17 protein-coding genes are annotated in these 23,524 nt (G+C 63.6%); 11 read left to right on the top strand and 6 right to left on the bottom strand.

Going from position 1 to position 23,524, the window contains the following annotated elements:
* Nucleotides 1-5: 5 nt before the first annotated feature.
* Both J2Y83_RS02420 and J2Y83_RS02415 read left to right on the top strand, forming a co-directional pair.
* Complete coding sequence (locus J2Y83_RS02420; protein WP_253393194.1) at nt 6-2,777, top strand: hybrid sensor histidine kinase/response regulator; 2,772 nt, start codon at nt 6-8, stop codon at nt 2,775-2,777.
* A gap of 1,003 nt (nt 2,778-3,780) precedes the next feature.
* Nucleotides 3,781-4,377, top strand: a complete 597-nt coding sequence (locus tag J2Y83_RS02415) for a MarC family protein (RefSeq protein ID WP_003171467.1) — start codon at nt 3,781-3,783, stop codon at nt 4,375-4,377.
* Here the strand turns inward: J2Y83_RS02415 and J2Y83_RS02410 are convergent.
* The 5 genes from J2Y83_RS02410 to cobG form a co-directional block, all read right to left on the bottom strand.
* Nucleotides 4,374-5,153 carry a hypothetical protein gene (locus J2Y83_RS02410; RefSeq protein ID WP_253393193.1) on the bottom strand — a complete coding sequence of 260 codons (780 nt, stop codon included), beginning with the start codon at nt 5,151-5,153 and terminating at the stop codon, nt 4,374-4,376. The genes J2Y83_RS02415 and J2Y83_RS02410 overlap by 4 nt on opposite strands.
* Nucleotides 5,154-5,380: 227 nt before the next feature.
* Nucleotides 5,381-7,018 carry a precorrin-3B C(17)-methyltransferase gene (gene cobJ / locus J2Y83_RS02405; RefSeq protein ID WP_253393192.1) on the bottom strand — a complete coding sequence of 546 codons (1,638 nt, stop codon included), beginning with the start codon at nt 7,016-7,018 and terminating at the stop codon, nt 5,381-5,383.
* Entirely contained in the window at nt 7,018-7,752 is a 735-nt protein-coding gene (locus J2Y83_RS02400; RefSeq protein WP_253400331.1) for a precorrin-2 C(20)-methyltransferase, read from the bottom strand. The genes cobJ and J2Y83_RS02400 overlap by 1 nt, the downstream gene beginning before the upstream one ends.
* Nucleotides 7,749-8,375, bottom strand: coding sequence for a precorrin-8X methylmutase (locus J2Y83_RS02395; protein WP_253393191.1), 627 nt, complete (start codon nt 8,373-8,375; stop codon nt 7,749-7,751). The genes J2Y83_RS02400 and J2Y83_RS02395 overlap by 4 nt, the downstream gene beginning before the upstream one ends.
* Nucleotides 8,368-9,720 (bottom strand): precorrin-3B synthase, encoded by a 1,353-nt coding sequence (gene cobG, locus J2Y83_RS02390; protein WP_253393190.1) that lies wholly within the window; start codon nt 9,718-9,720, stop codon nt 8,368-8,370. The genes J2Y83_RS02395 and cobG overlap by 8 nt, the downstream gene beginning before the upstream one ends.
* 38 nt (nt 9,721-9,758) lie before the next feature.
* Here cobG and cbiE point away from each other — a divergent pair, with 38 nt between their 5' ends.
* From cbiE to J2Y83_RS02350, 8 genes are all read left to right on the top strand, one after another.
* Nucleotides 9,759-10,964, top strand: coding sequence for a precorrin-6y C5,15-methyltransferase (decarboxylating) subunit CbiE (cbiE, locus tag J2Y83_RS02385; RefSeq protein WP_253393189.1), 1,206 nt, complete (start codon nt 9,759-9,761; stop codon nt 10,962-10,964).
* Nucleotides 10,961-11,686 carry a cobalt-precorrin-6A reductase gene (locus J2Y83_RS02380; protein WP_253393188.1) on the top strand — a complete coding sequence of 242 codons (726 nt, stop codon included), beginning with the start codon at nt 10,961-10,963 and terminating at the stop codon, nt 11,684-11,686. Before cbiE ends, J2Y83_RS02380 begins: the two co-directional genes overlap by 4 nt.
* Nucleotides 11,687-11,867: 181 nt before the next feature.
* Entirely contained in the window at nt 11,868-12,191 is a 324-nt protein-coding gene (locus J2Y83_RS02375) for a helix-turn-helix domain-containing transcriptional regulator (RefSeq protein ID WP_253393187.1), read from the top strand.
* Nucleotides 12,192-12,293: 102 nt separating this feature from the next.
* The gene (locus J2Y83_RS02370) at nt 12,294-12,689 is read left to right on the top strand and encodes a DUF2946 domain-containing protein (protein WP_253393186.1); all 396 of its coding nucleotides are present in this window, start codon (nt 12,294-12,296) and stop codon (nt 12,687-12,689) included.
* Between the two features lie 47 nt (nt 12,690-12,736).
* Nucleotides 12,737-13,219 (top strand): copper chaperone PCu(A)C, encoded by a 483-nt coding sequence (locus J2Y83_RS02365; RefSeq protein ID WP_247407431.1) that lies wholly within the window; start codon nt 12,737-12,739, stop codon nt 13,217-13,219.
* 11 nt (nt 13,220-13,230) lie between these two features.
* Nucleotides 13,231-13,644 (top strand): DUF2946 domain-containing protein, encoded by a 414-nt coding sequence (locus J2Y83_RS02360; RefSeq protein ID WP_253393185.1) that lies wholly within the window; start codon nt 13,231-13,233, stop codon nt 13,642-13,644.
* 93 nt (nt 13,645-13,737) lie between these two features.
* Entirely contained in the window at nt 13,738-15,813 is a 2,076-nt protein-coding gene (locus J2Y83_RS02355; RefSeq protein ID WP_253393184.1) for a TonB-dependent copper receptor, read from the top strand.
* A gap of 68 nt (nt 15,814-15,881) precedes the next feature.
* The gene (locus J2Y83_RS02350; protein WP_253393183.1) at nt 15,882-17,252 is read left to right on the top strand and encodes a PepSY-associated TM helix domain-containing protein; all 1,371 of its coding nucleotides are present in this window, start codon (nt 15,882-15,884) and stop codon (nt 17,250-17,252) included.
* 62 nt (nt 17,253-17,314) lie between these two features.
* Here the strand turns inward: J2Y83_RS02350 and J2Y83_RS02345 are convergent, their stop codons facing one another.
* Entirely contained in the window at nt 17,315-21,955 is a 4,641-nt protein-coding gene (locus J2Y83_RS02345; protein WP_253393182.1) for a DUF4329 domain-containing protein, read from the bottom strand.
* Nucleotides 21,956-22,234: 279 nt separating this feature from the next.
* Between J2Y83_RS02345 and urtA the strand changes: the two genes are divergently transcribed.
* On the top strand, nt 22,235-23,500 hold the full coding sequence (urtA, locus tag J2Y83_RS02340; RefSeq protein ID WP_253393181.1) for an urea ABC transporter substrate-binding protein: 1,266 nt from the start codon (nt 22,235-22,237) through the stop codon (nt 23,498-23,500).
* Nucleotides 23,501-23,524 lie beyond the last annotated feature (24 nt).

The raw sequence follows: 23,524 nt of genomic DNA, 5'->3' as shown, positions 1-23,524 counted from the left end.
TCGCCGTGCGCTGGCTCAGGATCGCCATAGGTTTCACTGTCAGTCTGCTGACACTGCTCTGTTTGCTCCCGGCCCAGGCCGCCGCGCAAGGCAGTGGCTGGGCAGTATTGCTTGATGAACAGGCCGACCTGCAACTGAGCGACATCCGTTCCCCGCGCTACACCAATCAATTCAGCCCCACCGAACTGGACCGGATCACCGCCGCCGAGCCGGACGGTGCGTTGTGGGTACGTTTCAAGCTGCAACCCGGCCAGCACGAGCAAGTGCTGCGGATATTCGCCCCGGACGTTTCCCACCTGAGCCTCTATGTGCTGGATGGCGACACCCTGGTGGAACAGCAAACCACCGGCACCCGCCAGCCCCAATCCGAGCGACCACTGCCCAGCAGCGACTTCATGCTGCCGATGCCACAGAGCCCGAAGCCCCTTGAGGTCTACCTGCGCCTGGTCTCGGAACACGAACTGCGCCCCTATATCACCCTGGAGCCGGCCGTACTCGCCGCCGCCGACCAGACCCAGACGCTGATCTACGGCCTGCTGTTCGGCTGCCTGCTGATGCTGATCCTGCACAACCTCTCCCGCTTCGCCTACCACCGCTCACGCAGCAGCCTGTGGCTGGCGGCCAGCGAATTGCTGTTGATGCTCAGCCTGGCGTTGCTGCTCAACCTGCTGGGGCCATGGCTGAAAAATTGGCATGCGGTCCAGACACCAGGCGCCTACCTCGCCCTGCTGCTGACCGCGCCGTGCGGGCTGATGTTTGCCTATCGCTTCTTCATGCCCCTGGGCCAGCACCCGCTGAACAAACTGTTGATGGCCGACATTCTGCTGATCGTGCTGTGCGGCTTGCTGCTGTTGTTCGTCAACACCTTGCCGCTGAATATCATCACCTACGCCCTGGTGGCCCTGGCCGGCCTGAGCATGTTGTTTGTCTCGGCGTATCACTGGCAAAAAGGCTACCGGCCGGCGCGGTTGTTCGTGGCGGGGATGGTGGTGTTCAACATCGGCATACTGATCATCCTGCCCGCCCTGCTTGGCCTCACGCGGCTGGCGCCACAAGGCTTGATCATTACCCTGCTCGGCTTTATCTGCCTCAGCGGCCTGCTGATGAGCCTGGCCCTGGGCGAGCGCCAACGCGCCCTTGTCGAAGCACGCTTCAACCTCAGCCGTGAGCTGGCGGCCAGCAACGCCGAAATCGCCGCCAAGGCCGAGTTCCTGGCGAAGATCAGCCACGAAATCCGCACCCCCATGAACGGCGTGCTGGGCATGACCGAGCTGCTGCTGGGCACGCCGTTGTCGGTGAAGCAGCGCGACTATGTGCAGACAATCCACAGCGCCGGTAACGAACTGCTCACACTGATCAACGAAATCCTCGATATCTCCAAGCTGGAATCCGGCCAGATCGAATTGGACGACGTGCAATTCGACCTCAATGCGCTGATCGAAGATTGCCTGAGCATCTTCCGCGCCAAGGCCGAGCAGCAGAACGTCGAGCTGATCAGCTTTATCCAGCCCCAGGTGCCGCGGGTGATCAGCGGCGACCCGACGCGCCTGCGCCAGGCAATGTTGAGCCTGCTGGAAAACGCCCTGCAGAAAACCGACGAAGGCGAAGTGTTGATCGTTGTCGCCCTCGACGAGCGCAGCACCAAGCCGCGCCTGCGCATTGCCGTGCAGGACAGCGGCCTGCCGATGGAAGCCGCCGAACGCGATGCGTTGCTGCACAGCGAACTGCACAGCAAGAACTTCCTCTCGGCCACCCGCTTGAGCGGTCACCTGGGCCTGGTCATCGCGCGCCAGTTGATCCTGTTGATGAACGGCGAATTCGGCATCAAGAGCGGCGCGCAACAGGGCAGCACCCTGTGGCTGACCCTGCCGCTGGACCCGGAACGCCTGGAACACCCGACCTCCGACCTCGACGGCCCGCTCAAGGGGGCGCGGGTGCTGGTGGTGGACGACAACGACACCTGCCGCAAAGTCCTGGTGCAGCAATGCACCGCGTGGGGCCTCAACGTCAGCGCCGTGCCGTCGGGCAAGGAAGCCCTGGCGTTGTTGCGCACCAAGGCGCACCTGCGTGATTACTTCGACGTGGTGCTGCTGGACCAGAACATGCCCGGCATGACCGGCATGCAACTGGCGGCAAAGATCAAGGAAGACCCGAGCCTCAACCACGACATCCTGCTGATCATGCTCACCGGCATCAGTAACGCGCCGAGCAAGATCATTGCGCGCAATTGCGGGATCAAGCGCATCCTCGCCAAGCCGGTGGCCGGTTACACCCTCAAGACCACCCTGGCCGACGAACTGACCCAGCGCAGCAAAGGCGGCGGGCAGCCACGCGCGCCCCTCAATATCCCGGCGCCCATCACCGTGCCCAGCGACTTCCGCATCCTGGTGGCCGAAGACAACAGCATCTCCACCAAAGTCATCCGCGGCATGCTCGGCAAGCTCAACCTCGACCCAGACACCGCAAGCAACGGCGAAGAAGCCCTGCTGGCGATGAAAGCCCAGCGCTACGACCTGGTGTTGATGGACTGTGAAATGCCGATCCTCGATGGCTTCTCCGCAACCCAGCAGTTGCGGGCCTGGGAAGTCAGCCACCAGCGCATCCGCACCCCGGTGGTGGCGCTCACCGCACACATCCTCTCGGAACACAAAGAGCGCGCACGCCAGGCCGGGATGGACGGGCACATGGCCAAGCCAGTGGAGTTGTCGCAATTGCGCGAGCTGGTGGAATACTGGGTAGCGCAGCGCCAGCCACAGCCGGAGCACGCGCCCTCTTAACGTCAAACACGATCAAATGTGGGAGGGGGCTTGCCCCCGATGGCGGCGGACCAGTCACTTATGCATCGACTGAAAGACAGCGATGGCAAGCTCGCTCCCGATAGCGCTGGAACAGTTACAAATAAGCTGACTCTCACACCGCTATCGGGGGCAAGCCCCCTCCCACACTGAGCCTGCGTCTGCCACACAAGGAATGAATACCACAGATCCTATGTGAGAGGGGGCTTGCCCCCGATGGCGGCGGATCAGTCATCTATGCATCGACTGAAAGCCGGCGATGGCAAGCTTGCTCCCGATAGCGCTGGAACAGTTACAAATCAGCTGACTCTCACACCGCCATCGGGGGCAAGCCCCCTCCCACACTGAGCCTGCGTCTGCCACACAAGGAATGAACACCACAGATCCTATGTGGGAGGGGGCTTGCCCCGATGGCGGTGGACCAGTCACCTATGCATCGACTGAAAGACAGCGATGGCAAGCTCGCTCCCGATAGCGCTGGAACAGTTACAAATCAGCTGACTCTCACACCGCCATCGGGGGCAAGCCCCCTCCCACACTGAGCCTGCGTCTGCCACACAAGGAATGAACACCACAGATCCTATGTGGGAGGGGGCTTGCCCCCGATGGCGGTGGACCAGTCACCTATGCATCGACTGAAAGACAGCGATGGCAAGCTCGCTCCCGATAGCGCTGGAACAGTTACAAATCAGCTGACTCTCACACCGCCATCGGGGGCAAGCCCCCTCCCACACTGAACCTGCGTCTGCCACACAATGGATGAACACCACAGATCCTATGTGGGAGGGGGCTTGCCCCCGATGGCGGCGGATCAGTCACCGATGCATCGACTGAAAGCCAGCGATGGCAAGCTCGCTCCCGATAGCGCTGGAACAGTTACAAATAAGCTGACTCTCACACCGCCATCGGGGGCAAGCCCCCTCCCACATTTGTGCTCTGTCGCCTGATAGACTCCGCCAATCTCCTTCTGTCGCGAGCCATCCCCATGCTCCACGTGTTATTCAGCGTTTACCTGAAGATGCTGGTGCTCTACAGCCCGTTCTTCGTGTTGTCCTGTTTTATCAGCCTGACCCGCGGCTACTCCAGCAAAGAACGGCGACGCCTGGCCTGGAAAGTGGCGTTGGCGACACTGGTGTCGAGCGTCTTGCTCTACCTGTTCGGCCGGGTGATTTTCAGTGTGTTCGGCATCACCGTGGACGCCTTCCGCATCGGCGCCGGTAGTGTGCTGTTTATCTCGGCCCTGGGCATGGCCCAGGGCAAGTCGGCGGTGCAGACCGATAACGTGCAGCAGGACGTGACCATCGTGCCGCTGACCATCCCCCTCACCGTCGGCCCCGGCACCATCGGGGCGCTGCTGGTGATGGGCGTCAGCCAGCCCCATTGGGATGACAAGCTCACCGCCATCCTCAGCATCGCCCTGGCCAGCCTCACGGTGGGTGTGGTGCTGTATTTATCCAACCGGATCGAACGAATTCTCGGTGACCAGGGCTTGCAAATTGTCAGTCGGTTAATGGGCTTGTTCGTGTGCGCCTTGGCCGCACAAATTATCTTTACCGGGGTGCGCGGCTACCTGGTGCCTTAGATCCGGTATTTGGCGATCGCCAGTCGCACCTTGTCGCCCGCACTCTCACGCATCAACTGGATGGTTTTTTCGTTGACCACCGAGGTATTCAGCACCAGGCAGGTTTGCCCGCTGAAGGCCTCGAACGAGGAACTGTCCCACTCAAGAAAGGGCAGCCCCACCTGTTTGCTGACGCCATGGGAGCTGTAGGTCACCAGCACCATCATGACTTCGCCGTCGGTTTCGGCGCAGGAGGCCAGGCCAAAATCGCCGCCCTGATGCACCGTGCTATTGCGCTTGAACAGCTCGAACGATGCGGGCATCTGCTTCAAGGCATCCAGCGCATCGGCAGCCAATTTCGGTAGGGTCGCCAGCAGTGGCCCGGCCAGTGAGGTCGAGGCCAGCAGGGTCGCGATGATATTCAGCGCCGCCAGTTGCACCGTCAGGCCCTTGCCGGCGCTTGAGACCCGCTCGAAACGGCTACGCACCGGCAGCCAGCCCAGGCTGATCATCACCTTGATAAATTCGTCGTACCAATCCTCCGTGCCGCGACGAACTTTCAAGACATCGCTCACGTAGCTGCTGGCCAACAGATAACTTTTGCGGATGTATTCGCGGTTCAGGCCGCTCAGGCCATCGGCGAACGAGATCACGCCATTGTTGACCACTGCCGCGTTGCAGTCGTCCTCGGTATCCAGCGGTAACACAGCGTGCGTCCCCGGCGCACCCGGCAGCTTATAGGCGGCAATCAATTTGCGCCGTTTGGCGCTGTTGATCCTTCTGTGATGTCGCTCCATTTTCAGTTCTCCACAAGCACCCCACATGGGGCGTGTGTCCACACTAGTCCAGGCGTCGGCGGGCTTTCCACACGACAAACATCCCTTGCCGGCGGCGCCCGCACGGCGCTGTCCAGCATTCGCTGGGCACCTTCGGATTTCATCCAATAAAAAAAGAAAAAGCCCCGAATCACGGCAGGCGTTCACCCAGCGTCATTCGGAGCTTTCCGGCGGTTGCGCGGCGGCTTTCAGGAGGCCGGTTTTTCTCCGTACCAGCGCGGCGTGTACACCCACTCACCGCCACCCGCACGCGGGAACACGCAGGTGGTGGACGAGCCGATCAGCACCATGGTGCGCATGTCCACCTGTTCCGGGGTCAGTTGCGCCAGCGTGGTCACGCGCAGGGTCTGGCCCGGACGCCCGATGTCACGGCCCAGCACCACCGGCGTTTCGGCGCTGCGGTGTTGCGCGACGATCTCCAGGGCGCGGCCCAGTTGCCACGGGCGCGCACGCGAGATCGGGTTGTAGAACGCCAGGGCCAGGTCGGCCTGGGACGCAAGGTCCAGGCGCTGCTCGATGATCGACCAGGGCTTGAGGTTGTCCGACAGCGACATCACGCAGAAGTCGTGCCCCAACGGCGCGCCGGCCTGGGCAGCGGTGGCCAGGGACGCGGAAACGCCCGGCAGGATTTGCAGGTCGACCTGGTGCCAGGCCGGGTCGATGGACGCGTGCAGCGCCTCGATCACCGCCGCCGCCATGGCGAACACACCAGGGTCACCGGACGACACCACCACCACCGAACGGCCTTGGGCGGCCAACTCGAAGGCGTGGCGGGCGCGCTGCATTTCTTCGCGGTTATCGGTGCAGTGCTGCACCTGATCGTCACGGAACGGCCCGGCCATGCGCACGTAAGTCTCGTACCCCAGCACATCGGTACAGCGCGCCAGTTCGGCCTTCACCGCCGGCACCATCAGGTCGGCGGCGCCAGGACCGAGGCCGATCACCGCAAGGCGGCCACGCGGGCGACCGACCTGGGACACGTCCAGCGGCTGCTCGGCGACCGAAACAACGATGTCTTCCGTTTGCTCCACCTCGGCGAAACGCAGCGGCACGCCTAATTCCAACGCGGCTTCGTGCAACGACGGCTCAGCCATCTGGGTATCGCTGGCCAACAGGCAGGCCAGGGACTGCACGGCAATCCCCGACGCATGCAACGCCGCGCGCACACGCTGCGCCAATTGCGCAGCGGGCTTGCAGGTGACGCACACGGTCTGTGGATAAATCAGCAACTCGTTGGCCGCCGGTACACGCTCGGCGCTGCCCACGTGGATCGCCAGGCGCGCCTGTCGGTCCTGCGGCAGGTTGGCCTGGTCAAGCCACGGCGCTGCGCCTTCGATACGCACGCTTTCCCCGGCGAGCAGGTCAGAGACGAAGCGCTTGCCCAGCTCCAGGTCCGCCAGTTGATACCCCGTCGGCGGGTTGAGCAGGCACGTGCCGAACCGCAGCTCGCCACTGGTGGTGATCGCCGCGGCCACGCCCAACGCAGCGGCAATCTCCCGCGCCATGCCATTCACCCCGCCCAGGCCACCGAGCAATGGCACCACCGCGCTGCCGTCTTCGGCCACGGCCAGCACGGCGGGTTCTTCGCCTTTTTCCAGCAGCAGCGGCGCCAGGGTGCGGATCACGATGCCGGCGGCGCACAGCGCGATCAGCGGCGTACCCTGCTGATAGAGCTGGCGCAGGGTCGTGCCGAATTCGCTGTAGGTCTGGTCTGCGCCGTCAACCCGGCCCAGCAGGCCGTGGATCACCGCACCCGGATACACCTGCGCAATCCGGCGCGCCGTGGCCAGGCTGCCCTGCCCCAGAATGACAATCGCCGGGCGCATCAACCTTGCCACCGTTCACCGGGCACGATGATCAGCGAGAAATACGGCGAGGACATCGGCTCGACTTGATCCAACGCCACGATCTTCTGGTTGGTCATGGTCGCGCGTTCCACATACAGCGCACGCTCGGCCAGGCCGAGTTCTTCGAGCACCTGGCGGACCTTGGGGAAGTTGCGCCCCAGCTTCATGATCACCGCCGCGTCGGCATCCGCCAGGCGGCGCTTGAGGTCTTCATGGGGCAGCACCCCCGACAGTACCGACAGGCTCTGGTTGCGATACACCAGCGGGGCGCCGAGCACCGAGGCACCGCCGAGCATCGAACACACGCCGGGGATGACCTGCGCTTCGTAACGCTCGGCCAGGCGGTCATGCAGGTACATGTAGGAGCCGTAGAAGAACGGGTCGCCTTCACAGATCACCGCCACATCGCGGCCGGCGTCCAGGTGCGCAGCGACGTCGAGGCTGGCGCTGTCGTAGAAATCGCTGATCACTTGTTCATAGGACAGCGGCGCCGGCAACGCCTCGGTGGTCACCGGGTACACCAGCGGCATCAGGGTTTGCTGCGCTACCAGGTGGTCTTCGATGATGCCGAAGGCGTTGCCCTTTTTGCCCTTGGCCACGAAGTACGCCACCACGGGCGATTCGCGCAGCAGGCGCAGGGCCTTGAGGGTGATCAGTTCCGGGTCGCCGGGGCCTACGCCCAGGCCAATCAAACGTCCGCGTGCCGACATTATTCGACCTCCGTGGCCAGGGCATTGACCGCCGCAGCCGCCATCGCGCTGCCGCCCAGACGGCCCTGCATGATCACGAACGGCACGCCACGGCTATCGGCGGCGAGCATTGCCTTGGATTCGGCGGCGCCGACGAAACCCACCGGGAAGCCAAGGATCAACGCCGGTTTCGGCGCGCCGGCGTCGAGCATTTCCAGCAGGTAGAACAAGGCGGTCGGCGCGTTGCCGATCACCACCACACTGCCTGCCAGGTGCGGGCGCCACAGCTCCAGGGCGGCGGCGGAACGGGTGTTGCCCAGTTCCTGCGCCAACGCCGGCACGCGGTCGTCGCGCAGAGTACAGATCACTTCGTTGTTGGCCGGCAGGCGCGCACGGGTCACGCCTTCGGACACCATCCGCGCATCGCACAGAATCGGCGCACCGGCGGCCAGCGCTTCGCGCCCGGCCTTGCCCGCGCCTTCGGAGAACTGCAGGCCGTCGATCGCCTCGACCATGCCGCAGGCATGAATCACCCGCACCGCGAGTTTTTCCAGGTCGGCCGGGATGCGCTCCAACTTGGCTTCCGCGCGAATAATGGCGAAGGAGTTGCGATAGATCTCCTGACCGTCGCGGATGTAATCAATCATCGGTGTTGCTCCGTGGGTGAGCGCGCAGCAGGGCGCCCGCCGCTTCAATAGAAAGAGTGCGTGCGTGCAGCCGGCCGAAACCGGGCTGGGTTGCCTCGCGAAAATAGACGTCGTAATGGCCGGGGCTGACCGCCAGCAAAGTGACCGGCGCACTGTGCGCCGCCGCGCAGGAACGCGGGCAGCCGGACAGGTGTACCGCGTGGCCGGGGTGCAGCACGGCCAGTTGCACGGCGTCGGCTTTGGTGTCGGCCAGGCCTTTGCCGCAGCCGCTGGAACCGGTGCAGGCGATCAGGTGCGCCAGCGGCTGCTCGGCCGAGCAGAGGAAGCCCAACTGTGCCAGGCGCGCAGTGATCGCGGCGGCATCGTGGCTTTTCGCGTTGGGCAGCAGCAGGCCTTGCCAGGGGGTAAAGCGCAGCGTGCCGTCGCCATACTCATTGGCGAGTTGGGCTGCGCCCTTGAGCATGCTTGAGTCGAGTCGGCCCAGCGGCGTCACGGCGGCGACGTAGACCCGATCCTGCTGACGCTGTGGATAACTTCCCAGGTGCAGCCACGCCCCGCTGGCCGGGCGTTTGAAGCCATCGACCGGCAACAGCGGCAGGTGCAGACCCGCGAGGAAGTTATCCACAGGCAGATGACGCATCCGCGTTTGCGCCGGCGTGGCCAGGTCCAGAAACCGTTCCAGCACCGCCACCACCAAGGCATGCCCCTGCTCCAGTCGCACCGCTGCCAGCGGCGCATCCAACCCCGGGCAGCCGGCCAGGCCGAACGCGAGCAGCGTCTCGCCGTGCTGTTCAAAAGCCGACAGCCACAGGTCGTGGTGATGTTCGAGCATCGCCAGGGCTTCGCCTCCATCCAGTTGCACGGCGAACTTGGCCGACAGCTCATGGAAGCGCGCATGATTTTGCAGGCTGGCGAGAATCTGCTCGGCCAGCGGGCGCGTGTCGAACAGCATCTGCGGGTCGATACCGGCGCTGGGGCTGAGCATCAGGTTGCGCACGTCGTCACCGGCGGCGGTGCTGGGGCCAAGGCCTGCGGCAAGGAGCAGTGCGATCAAGGCGTCCTGCTCGGCGCCGATCCCGCGGATCTGCAGGTTGGCGCGGTTGGTCGCCTCGATCACCCCACCCGCATAGGCCTGGGCCGCGTCCGCCACGGCATGGGCTTGCGCGGCACTGATTGCGCCCCCGGCCAGTTTGATCCGGCAAATGCCGCCGTCCAACGCCTGGACGATACGCAGCAACCCCGGACAAGCCGAGGGGCGCAAGGTGTTCAGAGCAGGGATTGGGTTCACGGGGCTACCGGTTCGCGGGTCAAGGCGCGGTATTATGCCTGCTTTGTCCGACGGCATGAAAAGCCTGCCCGTCGGATGTCGTTCAAGGAATTCATATGTCGCCCTGGCTGACGGTAATAGGCATCGGTGAAGACGGCTTCAAAGGGCTCGGCAGAAACGCCCGGCATGCCTTGTTGCGCGCGTCGCGGATCATCGGTGGCCAACGCCAACTGGACCTGTTGCCCTTGTGTATTCGCGGCGAGCGCCAGTTATGGCCGAGCCCGTTTTCCCTGGAACCGGTGTTGGCGCGGCGCGGTGAACCGGTGTGCGTGCTGGCCAGCGGCGATCCGATGTTCTACGGCGTCGGCGCCAGCCTGGCGCGGCAGGTGCCGGCTGAAGAGTCGCTGATCTTGCCGGCGCCCTCCTCGGTGTCGTTGGCGGCGGCGCGCCTGGGCTGGCCGTTGCAGGACGTGATGACGTTATCCGTGGTGGCCCGGCCCCTGGCGGCGCTGAATGCGCATCTGGCCAGCGGCGTGCGCTTGCTGGTGTTGAGCAATGACGGGCAGAGCCCGGCGGCGATTGCGGCGCTGTTGGTTGAATCCGGCTTTGGGCCGAGCCGTCTGAGCGTCTTTGAACATCTGGGCGGTGCGCATGAGCAGCGTCTCGATGGCGTGGCCCACGCTTGGCCGCATGCCTCGGTCGCCGATCTGAACCTGGTCGCCATCGACTGCCTGGCCGACGCCAATACCCCGCGCCTGTCGCGCCTCGCCGGCCTGCCGGACGCAGCGTTCAAGCACGACGGTCAACTGACCAAACGCGACGTGCGCGCCATGACCCTGGCCCGCCTGGCGCCACTGCCCGGCGAACTGCTGTGGGACGTGGGCGCGGGCAGCGGCTCCATCGGCATCGAATGGATGCGCGCCCACCCGAGCTGTCGCGCCTTGGCGATTGAAGCCGATGCAGGCCGCCAAGGCCTGATCGAACACAACCGCGACGCCCTCGGCGTGCCCGGCCTGCAACTGGTGCGCGGCACCGCGCCGGCGGCCCTCGACGGCCTGGAAACACCCGACGCGATCTTCATCGGCGGCGGCGTCACCCGCGACGGCGTGCTCGAGACCTGCTGGCAACACCTGCGCCCCGGTGGCCGCCTGGTCGCCAATGCGGTGACCCTGCAAAGCGAAATGACCCTGATGGCCTGGCGCGCCCGACACGGCGGCGAACTGACCCGCCTCCACGTGGCCCAGGCCCAGCCGCTCGGTGAATTCGACACCTGGCGCCAGGCGCTGCCGATCACCCTGCTGGACGTGGTCAAGCCACTATGAAACGCATCCTGCTGCTGGGCGGCGTCACCGAAGCCCTCGCCATCGCCCGAACCCTGGGGCCGGAACATATCTACAGTTTGGCCGGAGTGGGCCGCGTGCCGACTGACCTCACGTGCCAGGTGCGGGTCGGGGGCTACGGCGGGTTTGAAGGCTTGGCGCAGTTCGTTCGCGACGAGCAGATCAGCCTGATCCTCGACGCCACCCATCCTTACGCGGCACAGATCAGCCACAACGCCGCCCAGGCCGCACGGTTGTGCGGTGTTCCGTGTTGGGCCCTGCGCCGCCCGGCGTGGCAACCGCAAGCGGGCGATGACTGGCGCGAAGTCGCTGACTGGGCCGAGCTGATCGAGGCCCTGAAACCCTTCAAGCGCCCGCTGTTCACCTTGGGCCGCGAGCCGTTGCAGCATCTTGATGAGATCCCGCAGGAGCAGTTCTGGACGCTGCGCGCGCTGGAGGTGTATCCGGGTAATGAACGCTGCGAAGTGATCGGCGCGCGTGGGCCGTTTCTGATCGAAAACGAGCGCGCGTTGTTCGAACGACAACAGATCGATGTGCTGATCAGCAAGAACAGTGGCAGCACCGCCACCGAACCGAAGCTGGAAGTGGCGCGCGAGCGTAGGGTGCCGGTGTTGGTGTTGAGGCGGCCGGTGTTGGCTCAAGTGGATCGGGAACTCTTGTCGCCGGAAGAAACACTCATCGCGTTGGCAAACTTCATTCGATAAGTCAGGATCGCTCGCCTGCTTGATTGGTAACCTATTTGTTACCTTCAGCACGGCCAATGATTGAGATTGAAGAATACCGACGCGACAACCACGTCAGCCCAAAACGCGATCTCACCGCAGTAACGTCGCGGATCGCAAAGTAGCAGCGGCGCAGGGCATCGGAACAAAAGAGGTAACCAGCATGGCACTAACCCGCAGCTACAAACACACCATTGCCGAACGCGCTCAACGCGACCCTGAATTTGCCCAAGCACTCCTGGATGAGGCTGCTACGCTTTTTCTCAATGGCGAGCCGGAAATTTCACGCGTGATTCTGCGTGATTTGGTCAACGCCACAGTAGGATTTGAAGGGCTTGCGACAGAGACCGCAAAACCTAGTAAAAGCCTGCACCGGATGTTGTCAGCCAGCGGAAACCCAAGCATGGATAACCTGGCAGCGATTTTTGCAGTGATTAGAAAAGCGTTAGGTGTCGATATGCAGGTCCACGGCGTACCAACGGCATAACTTGGTAGAGCTGCGACACCAAACCACACCGCCACTTTTTACTTATCCCCCCCGATCAGGCTAAATACCCACCTGATCGTTTAACCCTACGGATTGTCCGCCATGGCCCGTCAACGCTTTGCAATCGTCTGGATCGCCTGCTTTGCAGTGCTGTTCAACGCCTTTGCCATGCCGTTGGCCGGGGCGATGCAGCAGTCCAAAGACCCCGTGCAGCAACTGCTGTGGGGCAGCTTCTGTTCGTCCAATGGCGCCAGCCTGAAAACCGTTGCTCTGGGCAAGTTGGACATTCCGGCACCGCAGCAGGACGATCACTCCGCCATGCAGCATTGCTGGTGTTGCTCGGGCTCGGCGCCGTTGGTGGCGTTGCCGGGGCATGTGCCGCAGTTGTATGTCACACGGTTCGAGGCGGTGCAGAGCCTGCCGCCGCCGTCATTGCAGTCGCCCACGCCGCGCCAGCAATGGCCGAGCCTTAACCCGCGCGCCTCTCCAACGGTCTGATGGTCTTCGCAAATCAACTGCGTTTAGAACCGTTCTGGAGAACTGCCATGCTCAAATCTTCCCTGCTTCTGGCCGCGTTGCTGCTGCCGGCGTTCAGTGCTGCCAATGCCGATGACTACAAGGCCGGCGACCTGCTGGTCAGCGATCCCTGGTCCCAGGAATTGCCCCCCAACGCGCCGACCGTCGCGGCCTACTTTGTGGTTCACAATACCGGCGAAACCCCGGACCGCCTGCTCAGCGTCAAGACGCCGGTGGCAGACACCGCCGAACTGCATGAGCATGTGATGCAAGGCGCCTTGATGAAGATGCAACAAGTGCCCAGCGTTGCCGTGCCGGCCAAGGGTGACTTGACCTTCGCGCCCATGGCGTATCACGTGATGTTGTTCGGTCTCAAAGACCGCAGCGTGCTGGCTGACGGCAAACACTTCCCACTGACCCTGACCTTCGAAAAAGCCGGGGACGTCGAGGTGCAAGTGTCCGTACAGAAAGTCCCGCAGATGGCCCCCCACGAGCATAAACACGCGCAGTAGGCCAACACTCGATGGGCGCCCCACGCGCCAGGCTGTCCGTGCAGCGCCGCAGGCCCGTGAGCCTTAAGCGCGGCAGTTGGATCAGCCTGTTCGCCATGCTGATGATTTTTATCGGTCCGCTGATTTCCCAAGCGATGCCGATGAATCAGCACGCCGGTATGTCCATGGACATGCCCGAGTGCCATGGCGAACCGCAACAGCGTCCGACTCAAAAACAGGCCCCCGACGAACACCACGTGCTCTGGGAAAAGTGCGGCTATTGCAGCCTGCTCTTCAGTTGCCCGGCCCTGCCCGGCAGCGTGTCCTACCTCACCCTCGGCGCCCCATCGCCGGCCAACGCCCTCACCCCCTCACCGCGCCTGGGCCATGCCCGGCAGAGCATTTTCCCCGGCGCGCGCAGTCGTGCCCCACCCATCGCCGCGTAAGCACTTGACACCGTTACTTCACCCCGGCCGACGTTAGACAGACAGCCACAGGCTGCTGGCCGTGTTGTTTACGATTGATAGATGGAATTTTTCATGTCCAGGTTTTCTGCTGACACCCGCTTGGGAAGCACTCCCGTGTTCGCCGTTCTGTGCGGCGCGCTCTTGATGCCACAGGCCCATGCCGCTACCGATGAGCACGCCGAGCACGAACTGAGCCCCACCGTGATCACGGCCATCGCGCCCAGCTCGCCACTGACCGTGGTCACCAACCCGAAAGACCCACGCCAGCCAGTGCCCGCCAGCGATGGCGGCGACTATCTCAAGACCATCCCCGGCTTCGCCCTGGTGCGCAACGGCGGCACCAATGGCGACCCGGTATTGCGCGGCATGTTCGGCTCACGCCTGAACATCCTCACCAACGGCAGCATGATGCTCGGCGCCTGCCCTGGCCGGATGGACGCGCCTACGTCGTACATTTCCCCGGAAACCTACGACACACTGACCGTGATCAAAGGCCCGCAAACCGTGCTCTGGGGCCCGGGCGCATCGGCGGGCACCGTCCTGTTCGAGCGCGAGCCCGAGCATTTTGGCGAACTGGGCACGCGGCTCAACGCCAGCGTGCTGGCCGGCTCCAACGGGCGCTTCGACAAAGTCGTCGATGCCGCTGCCGGCGGGCCCCTGGGCTACGTGCGGGTGATCGGCAACCAGGCGCACTCCGACGACTACAAGGACGGCAATAACGACACAGTCGCCTCGCGCTACGACAAGTGGAACGGCGACGTCGCGGTCGGCTTCACCCCCGACGCCGACACCCTGCTCGAACTCACCGCCGGCCGCGGCGATGGCGAGGCGCGCTACGCCGGGCGCAGCATGGACGGCTCGCAGTTCCTGCGCGAAAGCCTGGGGCTGCGCTTCGAGAAGTCCAATATCGGTGAAGTGCTGGACAAGGTCGAGGCCCAGGTCTACTACAACTACGCCGACCACGTCATGGACAACTACAGCCTGCGCGTCCCGTCGGGCACCGGGATGATGGCCGGCCCCATGGCCTCCAACGTCGACCGCCGCACCCTCGGCGCGCGAATCAAGGCGACCTGGCGCTGGGCCGACCTGCAACTGATCGGCGGCCTGGATGCGCAGACCAACGAACACCGCCAGCGCAGCAGCATGGGCGTCGACACCTACAAGGATTTACCGCGCAACAAGGACGCCAATTTCCATAACTACGGCGTCTTCGGCGAACTGACCTGGTACGCCGCCGACCGCGACCGCCTGATCACCGGCGCGCGCCTGGACCGCGCCTCGGCCAGGGACTTCCGCCAAACCATCGGCTCAGGCATGTCGGCACGCGCCAACCCGACCGCCGATGACACCCGCGCCGACACCCTGCCCTCAGGCTTCATGCGTTATGAGCACGACCTGGCAGACACCCCGACCACGCTCTACGCCGGGCTGGGCCATGCCGAACGCTTTCCGGATTACTGGGAACTGTTTTCCCCCAACACCGGCGCGGCCGGTTCGGTCAACGCGTTCGATGGCGTGAAGCCGGAGAAAACCACTCAGCTCGACTTCGGCGCGCAATACAAGACCGCTGACCTCGAAGCCTGGGCCTCGGGTTATATCGGCCAAGTGCGCGATTTCATCCTCTTCGATTACAAAGCCGGAATGATGGGCACCACTTCCCAGGCGCGTAACGTCGACGCACGGATCATGGGCGGTGAGTTGGGCGCAGCGTACAAGCTGACCCAAAACTGGAAGGCCGACGCCACCCTCGCCTATGCCTGGGGCAAGAACAGCAGCGACGGCAAGCCCCTGCCGCAAATGCCGCCGCTGGATGCGCGCCTGGGCCTGACCTACAGCGAGGACGACTGGAGCGCCGGCGCCTTGTGGCGAGTGGTCGCCGCGCAAAACCGCATCGACCAGAACAAAGGCAACGTGGTCGGCAAGGACTACGACAAGAGCAGCGGCTTTGGCGTGTTCTCGCTGAACGCGGCGTACCGCATCAATAAAAACTTCAAGGTCAGCACCGGCGTCGACAACCTGTTCGGCAAAGCCTACGCCGAGCATTTGAACCTGGCCGGCAACGCCGGGTTCGGCTACCCGGCCAACGATCCGCAAGCCATCAATGAGCCGGGCCGCACGCTCTGGACCAAGGTCGACATGAGCTTCTAAAGCATCGGGGGCAAGCCCCCGATAGCGGTGTAACTGCCCCCAAAAAACAAAACCTTGCGGAGCCCCCGATGAGCACACAAAAAATCTCCTTCTACAACCTGGCCTGGCGTTGGCACTTCTACGCCGGGCTGTTTGTCGCCCCCTTCATGGTGCTGCTGGCGTTGACCGGCATCATCTACCTGTTCAAGCCCCAACTCGACCCGCTGATGTACGGCGACCTGCTCACCGTCCCCGCCGCCGAACACGCGCTGAGCGCCGACGAGCAACTGCAACGCGCCAAGGCCGCCTACCCGCGGGGCACGCTCAGCAAATACCTGCCACCGGCCGACGCCACCAGCAGCGCCCAGTTCGTCATGCACGACGGCGGCCGCGAAATGACGGTGTTCGTCGACCCGTATCGCGGCACCGTACTCGGCACGCAGGACGCGAAAAACAACCTGCAAGCCATCGCCCGCGCCCTGCACGGCGAGTTGATGATCGGCACCGTGGGTGATCGCCTGATCGAGCTCGCCGCCGGCTGGGGCGTGATGCTGGTGATCTCAGGCGTGTACTTGTGGTGGCCGCGCGGCAAGTCATCGTCCGGCGTGCTGTGGCCACGCTTCACTACGCGTGGCCGAGTGTTCTGGCGCGACCTGCACGTGGTCACCGGCTTCTGGGGTGCCGCATTATTGCTGGTGATGCTGCTCAGCGGCATGGCCTGGACCGGCTTCTGGGGCAAGCAATACGCCGAGCTGTGGAACCGCTTCCCGGCGGCGATGTGGAACGCCGTGCCGACCTCCGATCAACAGGCCCGCGTGCTCAACACCGCGACGCAACAGACCGTGCCCTGGGCCATGGAAAACACACCGATGCCGGTGTCCGGCGACCATGCCGAACACATGAACCACGGCGCGATGCAGGCCGCCCCTGCCGCGCCCACCATCAGCCTGCAACAGGTGGTCGACCTCGCCACCGCACGCAAGGTCGAACCCGGCTACAGCATCACCCCACCCACCACTGCCGAGGGCGTATTCACTGTCGCCGTATTCGCCAACGACCCGCGCAATGACGCGACCCTGCACGTGGACCAGTACACCGGCAAGGTCCTCGCCGATGTGCGCTGGGAACACTACAACGGCGTGGCGCGGGCGACCGAGACCGGCGTGATGTTGCACGAGGGCAAGATGTTCGGCTGGGTCAATCAACTGATTGTGCTGCTGATCTGCCTGATGATCCTGCTCAGCGCCGTCAGCGGCGTGGTGATCTGGTGGAAGCGGCGACCGGCCGGCGGCCTGGGTGTGCCGCCGTTGCGTCATGACCTGCCGAAGTGGAAAACCGCGATGGTGATCATGCTCGGGTTGGCGATCATCTTTCCGTTGGTGGGCGCGTCGCTGATCGTCGTGTGGGCGTTGGATCGCCTGCTGCTGTCGCGGCTGTTTGCGCAACCTTCGCGCGTTTGACGCCGACGCCGCCGTGGATCGGTCGATCCACGGCGGCCGGCTTCAGCAGCGCTGAACACCGCTCAGAGTTCGTCCTTGTCGCGACCGTACAGCACGTCCTGCGGGTCCGGCTCGGCGAGTACGTCCTTGACCTGCCATTCCGCCCCCAGCGGCCCCGGACGCGTCCAGAAGGCGTCGGTATCCAGCACACTCAGCGTACCGGCCTCGCGCAAGCCGCTGACCAGCACACTGGGCAACGGCGACGCGTCGACACTCAGCAGTCGCGCCTCGTCGGCCGTGAAACCCGGCACATACTTCAGGAGCGCACCGCCGCGGCACGCCAGGTAAACACTCTCGGCGACCGGACGGTTACTGCGGATGATGCCCAGGTACAGGCGCAGATCATTCTGGTCGGCGAAGTTGTCCAGCAAGCGCTGATCCAGCGACGACAGATCCGGGCGCAACGGGATGACTTTGTAAAACGCCTGGACCGCCTGGATGGTGTAGAAGAACAGCGGATGCTCGGGCGTGATATCGAAGCCCAGATGACCGAACCAGAACAGCCGTGAAATCGTGTCTTCCAGCCACCCACGGCGATCCTCCACCGGCTCAAGCGCGACGAACCCCAGCCCCCTGGGCGACGCCAGCACGGCGCCGAGGTATTCGAAGCCCTTGAAGCCGCCCAACTGTTTCACGGCCCAACGCGCGGCGTCATCGGCATGGCTGAACAGCGGTCCGCAAAAGGACAGAAAATGCGGGTTGTCCTGCACAGGCCAGGGCGCGGCCTTGGGTTGCCACTGCGCGGTCACCGCTTGTTCCTTGCCCCACACCGTGCTCGGGACCCGCACATACAATTGGCCCTTGGTCGCGAGCCCACGCACGTAGTCGGCGACGCTGGCGGTGCCCTCGAGCAATTGCGGGCCGAGCGTTCGGGCCTCAGTGCTCAGCGCATCCAGTGCTTGCCGCCCGTTCTTTGTGAATGAATACCGTAGCAACGCGCCGTCGGCGCACAGCAGATAGAGCGGCAAGGCGCCATTGCCGGCCAGGTTGCAGACAAAACTGACGCCGTTGACCAGGTCCTGGGGCGAGAAAAAGCTAAGCGCCATCTCATCGCTCGACGGCGCGATCGCCACGCTAGAGGCGCACAAATACAAGCCATCGAGCGAATACCCCTGGGGCAACAGACCCTCGACGAAGACCTGCTCGAAGCGCCAGTATTCGGCGCGGACCAACGGCAAGGTCGTCATGTAGACATTTTTGCGCACGTCCTTGAGAACATAACCGAACTGCAACTGCTGCTGCGGCGACGACAAGCGCTGTGCGTAACGCACTGCGTCGTAGGCCTGGGTAAAGCTCGGGCCGCACGGCGCATCGGCAAACATCTGCTTGATCTTCAGCGCCGTGGCCTGGTCCACGTTCGGCACGAACGGCCCGCTCAACTGTCGCGGGTAGCCCCACAGACGATTACCGTCGACCACCCGCAGATCACCGGCCTTCGCCACCTGCGTGACGAAATCGACAGGCAGCAGCGCGCCGCTGTGCAGTTGCCGTTCAATTTCATTGTCCGCGACATCCCCCTTGACCAAATTCAATGGCGCCAGTTTCAGCTTGAGCGCCTCCTCCTCAGCCGACCCCTTCAGTTGGTAACTCAGGATGACGCCCTCGGGGCCGAACACGTATTCGCGCTTGATGTGGACTTGACGGTGCAACAGATCCGACAGCACGCCCGTGGGCACCATGCTCTGGTAGACCGCCTTTTCGGTGGCCGACATCAGCATCTGCGTCTCCTTCCCGAGCACCGAGCGGTAACGCGCGACGATGGTACTTCCCGACGGATACAGCCCTTGTGCGATCGCCGAATCAGGATAAATCCAGTTCAGCTCAAACCCCTGGGGCGGCACCACCAGCGGGTCCGTCGCGACGAACAAGTTATTGAGCAGCCTGAGCAGGACCCCGCCGTAGGTGCGATGACGGCCCTCACCGACAATGGCCGCGGCATACCGCGCCGCATCGTCCGGGTTGGCAAACGCAGGCCCGACGCGACGGCGGGTCAGGTGTTCGTAGCCGGACCAGGTGCGCGGCACCCGCCCTGGCTGGTCCCAGCATTGACTGGTACGCACCACGTGCAGATCCCCGCCGTTGGCCCACTCCCGGACAAAGGTCTGCGCCGTCTTTTGACCAGAGGCCAACTCGGTGACCGCCGCTTCAAAGGCGCTTTCCACCGGCCCGCCGCTTCCCACATTGAAGGGCAGCGGTACGAATCGCAACAAGGCCCCCTCTTGCGTCGAAAAATACACCGGCAGGTTTCTATTGCTGTTGTATTTCGCCCCTCTGCGCTTGCTCTCGTAAAGCACGTCGTACAACACCATCGGCATCACAAAATAGCGGGTCAGCCAGGCGCTGGACGGCGACAACCCGGTCGGCTGCCATTGCTGCGAACGAAACAGCCCGCAGAGCGAAAACCCAGCGGGAAACCGATAGTCATTGTCGTCTGTCGGAGCAAACACGCTGTTGAGACTAAACAGCTTGACCCGTTCACTAACGCCCACCACCTCGGTGGCCACGTACAGCTCCTTGTCCTGGTGCTTGAGGATAAACGCAAAGTACGCCTGCTCCGGCAGGTTGCGCCCATGCACCCGCGCATGCAGATCGCGGGCGGCTTCGTCTGCCGTGCTGAACAGCGCGCCATAGGTCGCATAGTCGGGAGCGCCGGCTCTGGGTGCGTACTCGAAAGAGGGCGTCCAGTCTTTATAGATCGGCGAACGCTGGCCCCACAATGCGTTGCCTTGGATCACCCGCAAATCACCCGCCTCAGCCAACCGGGTGACCCACATCGCGGGCTTGAGAAGCCCTCTGTCCAGGCGTTTTTGCAACACGCTGCCAGCCGCTTGTGGCGCGGCGCCGGTTGACACCAATGCCTCCTGCTCCGAGCCGCTCGGGGTGTACGCCAGCAAACAGTCCTCGGCGGCCGACAAGTACACCGGGTGCCTGGCCGGGATCACGTCGTGGATTTCAGCAGGGCTAAAAATCTGCAGGTTGATGAGGGCGTCTTCGCGCGTCCAATTGCGTTGTTTGACCCAGCCGGGGTCGACCATCGACAGCGCCGGGCGGGAACCGTAACGGCCATAAAGCGTATAAAACTCGGGCGGGATCAACGGGCCGGGTATATCCACCGGAAAAAACAGCTTACGCGCGAACGGGTTGGCGTCGCTGGCCAGGGGCTGGGTGATAAAGAAGCGGCCTTCCCTGTCCTTGAGCACATAGCCGCCGTAGGCTCGCTCGCGCCTTGGGCCGATCTGCTCGTGGGCATACACCGCGGCGTCATGGGCGTTAATAAAGGGCGGGCTCAATACCGCCTGATAGAAACCGTTCAACACCGCCGAATGATTGTCCAGCGGACCGACGACCCGCCAGAACAAGCCGGCCTCGACCACCGACACCGACGTCGCGCCGATCACTCGCCGCACATAGTCGCGCGGGCTGAGGCTGCCGGCCTTCAATGCGGCCTGGGCGCCATTGTCGTCGAGCACACCGTCGCCGCCGGTGCTGACCAGCGCGCCGGCATCACTGGCCGCAGGCACCTTGAGTTCAAGCAGGGCGCCATCCGAGGTCTGTGCGTAAAGACGCAAGCCGCGGCTTTCCTGCTGCAACTCCAGGGTCGCCGCCGATTGAACGATGGCAGCCACCACCTCCGCCGGCGTCGGGAACGTGCTGTACAGCCAGGATTCGCGCTCGGGAATATCGGCGGTCACGACGGTGGAGCGGTAGTAGATCGCCTCCAATCGGAAGTTGGACGGCAGCCTCAGTTTGCCTGGGGTCCGCTCGGGGAACAGCCCTGCCGCCGAGAACGAGGGCGAGTGCTCCACGACTGGAAACGTCGCCACATAAAGTTCATCGGTCAGATGCTTGAGCACACAGCCGAATGTGCGGGCGTCAAGCGCCGTGGTGTCATACCGACGCGCCGCGATCAGCGCCTCTTCGGCGCTGCCAAGGATCGAGGTGAACAGTGGCTGGCGGGTCACGGCGTCAGACGTGAACGGCTCGAACACCACCCAGTCCGCCGGTACCGTGCCGATGGAGCCGCCCCATAATGAAGCCGATACGATCAGGCTCAATTCGCCCAGGGTGGAGACCTTCTTCACCAGCTCGCTGAACGGGCCATACACCCCCACCGGGTTACCTGCGGGCTTGCCGGCGCGCAGCCACAGCGCGAAACTCCGTTCCCGTGGCGAGCCACTGGGCGCATAGCGAATCAGCGAACCGTCCGGCCCGGACAAATACGCCGCCGGGAAAAACTGTTGCTCATTGATGTCGGCAAACAAGTCGCTCGCCGAGAAAAAATTCACGAAAGCCTTCGCCATGCGCTCGTCGAACGAAGGGTTTCGCTGCAGGATTTCAGCCTGGATCGCCGGGTGTGAATGGTAGCTGGCCACACAGGTGTAGCCCTTGGGCTGCTGGTAATAACCGTCGGCGCCGACCGCCAGGACCTTGAGCAAATCGAACTCTCTGTCATCGCCAGGTACGGGCTCGGTCGCCAGAAACCGGCCCGTCGCCCCGCGCACAATCACACCGCCGTATTCGCGGTCTCTTTTCGCGCCGATCTGGGTGTGCGCCCAGTAAGCGGCATCCTCTTCCTTCAAAAATTCCGGGCTCAGCAGCGGCAAGCTCGTGGCGCCCCTGCGTGAACCGGCGGCACGTTCTTCGCGCGTTAATCTGATAGCCATAAACACTCCCTGTGGAACACCTGAATCGATGTGGTCAGGGGGCATTCTCGTCACACCGAACCCGGCTCAAGCGGTAGCTAATTAATCACCGTCCAAAACAGCCCCTTTCAGGTGCGCGAGCATGCACGACGCCCCCGCAACGGCCCCGAACTGGTGCGCCGCCGCGCCTCAACGGGAGACATCGAAGTGCGCGGCCCCGCGAACAGGCACCTCGGCACAGCCTTTGCAAAAGCCTGAGCAATGCCCTCATAACAACATCGAGTTCCCGGAGATCGCACCATGAAGCGTCGTAGCTTGATCAAGGCTTTCACACTCACCGCATCGATTGCCGCCATGGGCATGACCTGGACCGTGCAGGCCGCCGAGACCATCAAGGTCGGCATTCTGCATTCGCTCTCCGGCACCATGGCGATCTCCGAAACCTCGCTCAAAGACATGGCGCTGATGACCATCGACGAGATCAACGCCAAGGGCGGTGTGAACGGCAAGATGCTGGAACCGGTGGTGGTCGACCCGGCGTCGAACTGGCCGCTGTTCGCCGAAAAAGGCCGGCAGTTGCTGACCCAGGACAAGGTCGCCGTGGTCTTCGGCTGCTGGACCTCGGTGTCGCGCAAATCGGTGTTGCCGGTGTTCGAAGAACTCAACGGCCTGCTGTTCTACCCGGTGCAATACGAAGGCGAAGAAATGTCGCCAAACGTGTTCTATACCGGTGCGGCGCCGAACCAGCAGGCGATACCGGCGGTGGAATACCTGATGAGCGAAGAAGGCGGCGGCGCCAAGCGCTTCTTCCTGCTGGGCACCGACTACGTGTACCCGCGCACCACCAACAAGATCCTGCGCTCGTTCCTGCATTCCAAGGGCGTTGCGGATAAAGACATCGAAGAGGTCTACACCCCGTTCGGCCACGCCGATTACCAGACCATCGTCGCCAACATCAAGAAGTTCTCCGCCGGCGGCAAGACCGCGGTGATCTCCACCGTCAACGGCGACTCCAACGTGCCGTTCTACAAAGAGCTGGCCAACCAGGGCCTGAAGGCCACCGACGTACCGGTGGTGGCGTTCTCGGTGGGCGAAGAAGAACTGCGCGGCATCGACACCAAGCCGCTGGTGGGCAACCTCGCCGCCTGGAACTACTTCCAGTCGGTGGAGAACCCGGTGAACACCAAATTCGTCGCCGACTGGAAAGCCTACGCCAAGAAACACAACCTGCCGGGCGCGGACAAAGCCGTGACCAACGACCCAATGGAAGCCACCTACGTGGGCATCCATATGTGGGCGCAGGCGGCCGAGAAAGCCAAGTCCACCGACGTCGACAAAGTGCGTGAAGCCCTCGCCGGCCAGACCTTCGCCGCGCCGTCGGGCTTCACCCTGACCATGGACAAGACCAACCACCACCTGCACAAGCCGGTGATGATCGGTGAAATCCAGGCCGACGGGCAGTTCTCGGTGGTGTGGCAGACCCAGGAACCGATCCGCGCACAGCCATGGAGCCCGTACATTCCCGGCAACGACAAAAAACCTGATTACGCCGTGAAAAGTAACTAAGCCCCAGCGCAGATCGACATGTGG

This window comes from Pseudomonas marginalis, from assembly GCF_024169655.1.
Classification (GTDB): Bacteria; Pseudomonadota; Gammaproteobacteria; order Pseudomonadales; family Pseudomonadaceae; genus Aquipseudomonas; species Aquipseudomonas paraveronii.
Note: the sequence above shows the minus strand (reverse complement) of the source record. Positions and strands in the feature narration are given on the sequence as shown.